Raw genomic sequence first — 6,725 nt, 5'->3', positions numbered from 1 at the left:
CCCGGGGGGGGGGGGGGGGGGGGGGCGGGGGGGGGGGGCCCGCCCCCCCCCCCCCCCCCCACGCCCGGGTGGTCAGGCCGAGACGTGGTACCAGTAGCCGCCGGTGCGCAGGGTGACGTAGTGGACGTTGGTGCCCGTCTCCTTCGCCTCGTACATCATGTCCGCGCCGGTTCCGGGGTCGGTGCCGGCGTAGAGCACGACGTGGGTGGTGGTGTGCGGGTCCGTCCCGAAGTACTCGACGTCGCCGGGCTGGCGCTGGGACTCGGAGATCGGGGTGAGGTGGCTGTCCAGGGTCTGCTGGTTGGTGTCGCCGCCGTTGGCGAGGTCGATGCCGGCGCCGAACCAGAAGGCCGCCCGGACCAGGCCCGAACAGTCCAGGCCGGCAGTGGTGTTGGCAGGGCAGGGCTGGATCGAGCCGGTGTAGCCGTCGCAGGTGCCCAGCGACGGGCCGGGGCCCTCGCCGCGCAGCGAGTGGCCGCCGCCCCACACGTACGGGACGCCCAGATAGTTCTTCGCCGCGTTCAGGACCTTGGCCGGGTCGATGGCGCCGCTGGGGAGCGGCGCGGGGGTGCTGGTGTAGAGGGCGTTCTTGACGGCGTTACCGACAACCCCGTCGATGGCCAGGCCGTGCGAGGCCTGGAAGTTGCGCACGGCCGTGTCGGTGGCCGGGCCGAACTGCCCGTCCACGGTCAGGCGGCCCGCGTTGAACGAGTTCAGCATCGTCTGCAGGGTCGAGACGCACGCACCGCTGGCGCCGGTCTGCAGGTCGCCGCACTGGGTGCGCAGGTCCACGGTGCCGGAGGCGGCGGCCGCCGCCGTGTCGAGCGCCGACTTGGTGGCCGGCCCGACGATGCCGTCGACGCCCAGGGCGTGCGAGGCCTGGAAGTTGCGCACGGCCGTGTCGGTGCCGGGCCCGAACTGCCCGTCCACGGTGAGCTGGGCGCCGGTCAGGTTCAGCTCCAGCTGGAGCTGGGTGACGCAGCCGTCGGTCTCACCCTGCTGGAGGTCGGCCGGGCAGGCCGAGGAGGTGAGGGGAATCGGGCTCGGCGCGGCCGCGGCGGATGCGGCCGAGGCGGTGTACGCGCCGACGCCCGTCAGCACCGCCGCCAGGGCCAGGCCCAGCGACAACCGGCGCCGGGTGGGAAGGAGGGTACTCACAGGAGGGTCTCCAGATCCGTGATGGTCCGCCAGGGAGGGTGGGGTGCTTCACCGCCCTGGCGCTCGATGTGTTCGACGGGCAGGTACTACTCGAACAGCCCCGAGTCGCTGGGCACGTAGGTGAAGCAGTAGCCGGACTTCCCGCCGTAGTACTGGTCGCCGTGGTACAGGATGTTGTCGCCGGTGAAGGGGCCGACGATGCCGTCCGGTGACACGTGGACGAAGTTCTGGAACCACTGGACCTGGTCCTTGGTCTGCGGGCCCCAGACTCCGTCCTCGTCGACGGTCGCCCGGTTGTTCTGCCGGGCGACGTCGTTGATCAGGTGCTGGACGCACCAGACGCCGTGGGTGTCGTTGGGCTGGTTGTCGCCGATGTAGCCGGCGGTGTCGGAGGCACTGGCGGTCCCGGACAGGCCCAGCAGCGCGGCGCCGGCCATGGCCACCGCCACCATGCCTCGGCCGATGGTCTTCGCGGTCATGTACCGCTCCTCGCGCGACGGATGATCAGGGGCCGTAGGTGGTGGGGATGTACTGCCAGCAGTAGGCGTTGTAGCTGCCGACGTAGTACGGGTCGCCGTCCCCGATGATCATGTCCCCGGTGAGCGGACCGACGTAGCCGTCGACCTGGAGCTTCTGGCCGTCGACGTAGGCGTTGGACTGCACCCACTCGACGGCCGCCTTGGTCTGCGGGCCCCAGATGCTGTCCTCCGCTATCAGCGCGGGGTGGTTGGGGTCGCTGGTGATGCTCAGGAAGTGGTTGATGTTGTGCTGGACGCACCACACGGCCGCGCCGTTGTTGGCATAACCGTCACCGATGTTCGGGGCGCTGGGGCTGGCGCTGGCGGGGCCGGCCAGGGTGAGGAGGGCGGCGCCGGCGACGGCCGTCGCGGTGGCGGCCCTGGTGATGCGGGACTTGAGGCTCATTCGGGTCTCCGGAAGGGGATCTGGCTCAGATGGTCGGGAGGTACTGCCAGCAGTACGCGTTGGACGGGTTGGCGCTGCCGTAGCCCGTGTAGTACGGCTCGCCCATCTGGTACAGGTACTGACCGGTCTTCGGGCCGACGATGCCGTCGGCCGGCGGGTCCATGAAGGACTTCTGCAGCCAGACCATCGCGTTGTAGGTCTCCGGGCCCCACTGGCTGTCCTCGCTGATGGCCGGGTAGTTGATGTACGCGTTCTTGATGAAGTAGTTGAACTGGTGCTGGACGCACCACACGGCCGCGCCGTTGTTGGCGTAGCCGTAGCCGATGTACGGCGCGTTCGGGTTGGCGCTGGCGGGGCCGGCCAGGGTGAGGAGGGCGGCGCCGGCGACGGCGGTCGCGGTGGCGGCCTTGGCGATACGCGACTTGAGGCTCACGCAGGTGTCCCTTCAGGGAGCGGTCTCGGGTGCCGGCTCGTCATCACCGAGCCGCGGCAGAACTCTGCCGCAATCCGCCGACCGTCCGTCAGATCGTCTGGCCGTCCCACCTGCGGTGATACACGTCCCACCCCGCTGTGGGACGCGTCCCACAGCGCCGACCTGCGCGGTGAGACAGATGTTTCCAACAGAGTGTGAGACCGCTGTGACGGAATACGCCCTCGCTCCGACTCCGGAGACGCGAAAGTGCCGGGCGATCCCGTGGGAGGGATCGCCCGGCACTTCTCGTCCGGGGGCGGCTGCTCAGTGCTGGTGGTCGGCGGCCGGCTCCTCGGCGGCCGGGGCGGCGGGGGCGGCGGTGCCGTCCGCGGTGACGGTGAAGGCGGCGGTGTGGACGGTGTTCTGGTGCTGGAAGTCCAGGAAGAGCCGGTAGCTGCCGCCGCTCGGCGCGGTGGTGGTGAAGCCGATCCCGGGGCCCGGGGTGGTGGTGTCCGGGTGGACGTGGAGGTAGGCGAGGTCGCCGGCGCGCAGGGCGACCAGGTGGCCGTAGGCGCCCAGGTAGGGCTGGAGGTCGGTGACGGGGACGCCGTCCTTGCTGACGTTCAGGGTGAGGTGGTTGCCGCGTCCGAGGGTGAGGTCGCCGCCGAGGGTGACGGTGTAGCCGTCGACGGTGACGGTCCGTCCGGTCTCGGGGAGCGGGGCGGGGCGCAGGTCGCCCGCGGCGTGGAGATCGGCGCCGAGGGTGAGGCCCTCGGTGGCGCCGGTCGGGGTGAAGTCGGCGAAGACCCGGTACTCGCCGGCGGCGGGGACGGCGGTGGGGGCGCTCCAGGTGCCGTCGGCGGCCAGGGTGGGGTGCAGGTGCTGGAAGGTGGAGAGGTCGCGCGGCGCGACGATCAGGTGGAGTTCCTTCTCGTGCTGCTGCTGGTAGGCGGTGACGGGCTTGCCGTCCGCGCCGAGGATGCGGAACCGCAGGTCGGTGGGGGAGCCGGCGGTGACGAAGGGGTTGTCGACGCTCAGGGTGTAGCCGCGTTCGGAGATCTGGAGTCCGCCGGGCAGGTGCTCGGCGGCTGCCCCGCCCCCGGCGTCGTGCCCGGCGTGTCCGGTGTCGTGTCCCGCGTGTTCGGCGGCGGGCTCGGGGGCGGGACCGTTACCGGTGGCGTGGCCGACGCCGAGGGCGAGGCCGAAGGCGGCGGCGAGGCCGGCGGTGAAGGCGGTGATGCGCAGGGCGGTGTTCATGGCGGTCTCCTCGGACGTACGAAGTGAAAGGGGTCAGGCCCGCATCAGCCGGGCGATGGCCTGCGAGGCTTCGGCGACCTTGGCGTCGGCCTCGGCGCCGCCGCCCGCGATGGCGTCCTGGACGCAGTGGGCGAGGTGGGCGTCGAGCAGGTGCAGCGCCACGGACTGGAGGGCCTTGGTGGCGGCGGAGACCTGGGTCAGCGTGTCGATGCAGTAGGTGTCGGTGTCGACCATGCGCTGGAGGCCGCGGATCTGGCCCTCGACGCGGCGCAGTCTGCGCAGGAGCTGGTCCTTCTCGGTGTGGTAGCCGGCCATGCGGCCCTCCTCGGGCTTCCGGCGGGAGTGCGGGGCGTGCGGGCGGTGCGGGGGAGCGGTCCGACGACCACGAGTGAATACCCCATGGGGGTATCAAGTCAAGCGGATCCCTGTCCCGGAAAAATACCTGCTGGGGGTATCTCCCGGAGCTTGCCTTCAATACCCCCCATGGGTATAAATGAACCTGGCACCGCCCGATACCCCTGCACGGTATGACGGCCCGGCCGCGCACGTACCTCGAAGTACCGACTGTCACGAGGAGCAACGATGACCACGCAGGCACCCGCCTCCACGGAGGTGGAACTCTCGATCGGCGGAATGACGTGCGCCTCGTGCGCGGCCCGCATCGAGAAGAAGCTCAACCGGATGGACGGCGTCTCGGCCAGCGTCAACTACGCCACCGAGAAGGCGAAGGTCACCTTCGAGGGCGAGGTCGAGGTGGCCGACCTGATCGCCACCGTCGAGGCCACCGGCTACACCGCCGCCCTGCCCAAGCCCCCGGCCGCCGCCGGTGGCGAGGGCGCCGAGCGGGCCGAGCCCGCCGACGAGCTGGCCCCGCTGCGCCAGCGGCTGTTCACCGCGCTGGCCCTGGCCGTCCCGGTGATCGCGATGGCGATGGTGCCGGCGCTGCAGTTCGACAACTGGCAGTGGCTGTCGCTGACCCTCGCCGCCCCGGTCGTCACGTACGCCGCCTGGCCGTTCCACAGGGCCGCGTTCACCAACGCCCGGCACGGCGCCGCGACGATGGACACCCTGGTCTCGCTCGGTACCGGCGCCGCGTTCCTGTGGTCGCTGTGGGCGCTGTTCCTCGGCGACGCCGGGATGCCGGGCATGCGGCACGGCTTCGAGTTCACCATCGCCCGCAGCGACGGCGCCTCGAACATCTACCTGGAGGCGGCGGCCGGCGTGACCGCCTTCATCCTGGCCGGGCGCTACTTCGAGGCCCGCTCCAAGCGCACCGCCGGCGCCGCTCTCAAGGCGCTGCTGGAACTGGGCGCCAAGGACGTGACGGTGCTGCGCGGCGGAGCCGAGGTGCGGATCCCGATCGCCGAGCTGGCCGTGGGCGACCGGTTCGTGGTGCGTCCCGGCGAGAAGATCGCCACCGACGGCACGGTGGTCGAGGGCGCCTCGGCGGTGGACGCCTCGATGCTGACCGGTGAGTCGGTGCCGGTCGAGGTCGGGGTCGGCGACAGCGTCACCGGCGCCACCGTCAACGCGGGCGGCCGGCTGGTCGTCGAGGCGACCCGGGTCGGCGCGGACACCCAGCTCGCCCGGATGGCCAAGCTGGTCGAGGACGCGCAGAACGGCAAGGCCGCCGCGCAGCGCCTCGCCGACCGGATCTCCGCGGTCTTCGTACCGATCGTGATCACCCTCGCGGTGGCCACCCTCGGCTACTGGCTGGGCACCGGCGAGGGCTGGACCGCCGCCTTCACCGCCGCCGTGGCCGTGCTGATCATCGCCTGCCCGTGCGCCCTCGGACTGGCCACCCCGACCGCGCTGCTGGTCGGCACGGGGCGCGGCGCCCAGCTGGGCGTGCTGATCAAGGGCCCGGAGGTCCTGGAGTCCACCCGCAGGGTCGACACCATCGTCCTGGACAAGACCGGCACCGTCACCACCGGCCAGATGACCCTGCTCGCCGTCCACGCCGTCGAGGGCGTCACCGAGGCCGAGGCGCTGCGCCTGGCCGGCGCCCTGGAGCACGCCTCCGAGCACCCGATCGCCCGGGCGATCGCCACCGCCGCCGCCAAGGCCGGTGAACTGCCCGCCGTCGAGGGCTTCGAGAACGTGCCGGGCCTGGGCGTCCAGGGCGTGGTGGACGGCCACGCCGTGGTGGCCGGCCGGGAGGCGCTGCTCAACGAGTGGTCGCAGTACCTGCCGGAGGCCCTCGCCGAGGCCAAGCGCAAGGCCGAGTCGGCCGGTCGCACCGCGATCGCGGTCGGCTGGGACGGCGAGGCGCGGGCGGTGCTGGAGGTGGCGGACGCGGTCAAGCCGACCAGTGCCGAGGCCATCGCCGAGCTGCGGGCCCTGGGCCTGACCCCGGTGCTGCTGACCGGTGACAACAAGCTGGTCGCCGAGGCGGTCGCCGCCGAGGTCGGCATCAATCCGGAGCACGTGATCGCCGAGGTCATGCCGCAGGACAAGGTCGACACCGTCAAGCGGCTGCAGGCCGAGGGCAAGGTCGTGGCGATGGTCGGCGACGGCGTCAACGACGCGGCGGCGCTCGCCCAGGCCGACCTGGGCCTGGCGATGGGCACCGGCACCGACGCCGCCATCGAGGCGGGCGACCTGACCCTGGTCCGTGGTGACCTGCTGGCCGCGGCGGACGCCATCCGCCTCTCCCGCAAGACCCTCGGCACCATCAAGAGCAACCTGTTCTGGGCCTTCGGCTACAACGTCGCGGCCCTGCCGCTGGCGGCGGCCGGGATGCTCAACCCGATGATCGCGGGGGCCGCGATGGCCTTCTCCTCGGTCTTCGTGGTCGGCAACAGCCTCCGGCTGCGCCGCTTCCGCTGATCCCCCTCCCCGATGGCCCCGAGGCCCCGGAACCGCTGCCTTGGGTTCTGACGGTCGTCGCAACACCCGAGCTCAAGGTGTGCGATGGAGTTCGAGATCCGTAGGGACCGGAAGCCGCAGGGGCCCAGGAAGCTCCGTGTCGAGC

7 protein-coding genes are annotated in these 6,725 nt (G+C 71.8%); 1 reads left to right on the top strand and 6 read right to left on the bottom strand.

Annotation, left to right across the window (positions count from 1 at the left end; genetic code table 11):
- Window positions 1-72: 72 nt before the first annotated feature.
- The 6 genes from ACFVWU_RS43920 to ACFVWU_RS43895 all read right to left on the bottom strand — a co-directional run bounded on the left by ACFVWU_RS43920 (window position 73) and on the right by ACFVWU_RS43895 (window position 4,066).
- Window positions 73-1,158 carry a peptidoglycan-binding protein gene (locus ACFVWU_RS43920; protein ID WP_387632123.1) on the bottom strand — a complete coding sequence of 362 codons (1,086 nt, stop codon included), beginning with the start codon at window positions 1,156-1,158 and terminating at the stop codon, window positions 73-75.
- 86 nt (window positions 1,159-1,244) lie between these two features.
- Entirely contained in the window at window positions 1,245-1,637 is a 393-nt protein-coding gene (locus tag ACFVWU_RS43915) for a peptidoglycan-binding protein (protein ID WP_387632122.1), read from the bottom strand.
- 25 nt (window positions 1,638-1,662) lie between these two features.
- Window positions 1,663-2,082 (bottom strand): peptidoglycan-binding protein, encoded by a 420-nt coding sequence (locus ACFVWU_RS43910; protein WP_387632119.1) that lies wholly within the window; start codon window positions 2,080-2,082, stop codon window positions 1,663-1,665.
- Between the two features lie 25 nt (window positions 2,083-2,107).
- Entirely contained in the window at window positions 2,108-2,515 is a 408-nt protein-coding gene (locus ACFVWU_RS43905) for a peptidoglycan-binding protein (RefSeq protein WP_387632118.1), read from the bottom strand.
- 303 nt (window positions 2,516-2,818) lie between these two features.
- On the bottom strand, window positions 2,819-3,751 hold the full coding sequence (locus ACFVWU_RS43900; protein WP_387632116.1) for a hypothetical protein: 933 nt from the start codon (window positions 3,749-3,751) through the stop codon (window positions 2,819-2,821).
- Window positions 3,752-3,784: 33 nt separating this feature from the next.
- Window positions 3,785-4,066, bottom strand: coding sequence for a metal-sensitive transcriptional regulator (locus tag ACFVWU_RS43895; protein WP_387632114.1), 282 nt, complete (start codon window positions 4,064-4,066; stop codon window positions 3,785-3,787).
- Between the two features lie 267 nt (window positions 4,067-4,333).
- Between ACFVWU_RS43895 and ACFVWU_RS43890 the strand changes: the two genes are divergently transcribed.
- Window positions 4,334-6,580 carry a heavy metal translocating P-type ATPase gene (locus tag ACFVWU_RS43890; RefSeq protein ID WP_387632112.1) on the top strand — a complete coding sequence of 749 codons (2,247 nt, stop codon included), beginning with the start codon at window positions 4,334-4,336 and terminating at the stop codon, window positions 6,578-6,580.
- Window positions 6,581-6,725 lie beyond the last annotated feature (145 nt).

It is taken from the genome of Kitasatospora sp. NPDC058190 (assembly GCF_042883685.1).
Classification (GTDB): domain Bacteria; phylum Actinomycetota; class Actinomycetes; order Streptomycetales; family Streptomycetaceae; genus Kitasatospora.
The sequence above is the reverse complement of the archived record's forward strand: the minus strand, read 5'-3'. Positions and strand labels throughout refer to the sequence as shown.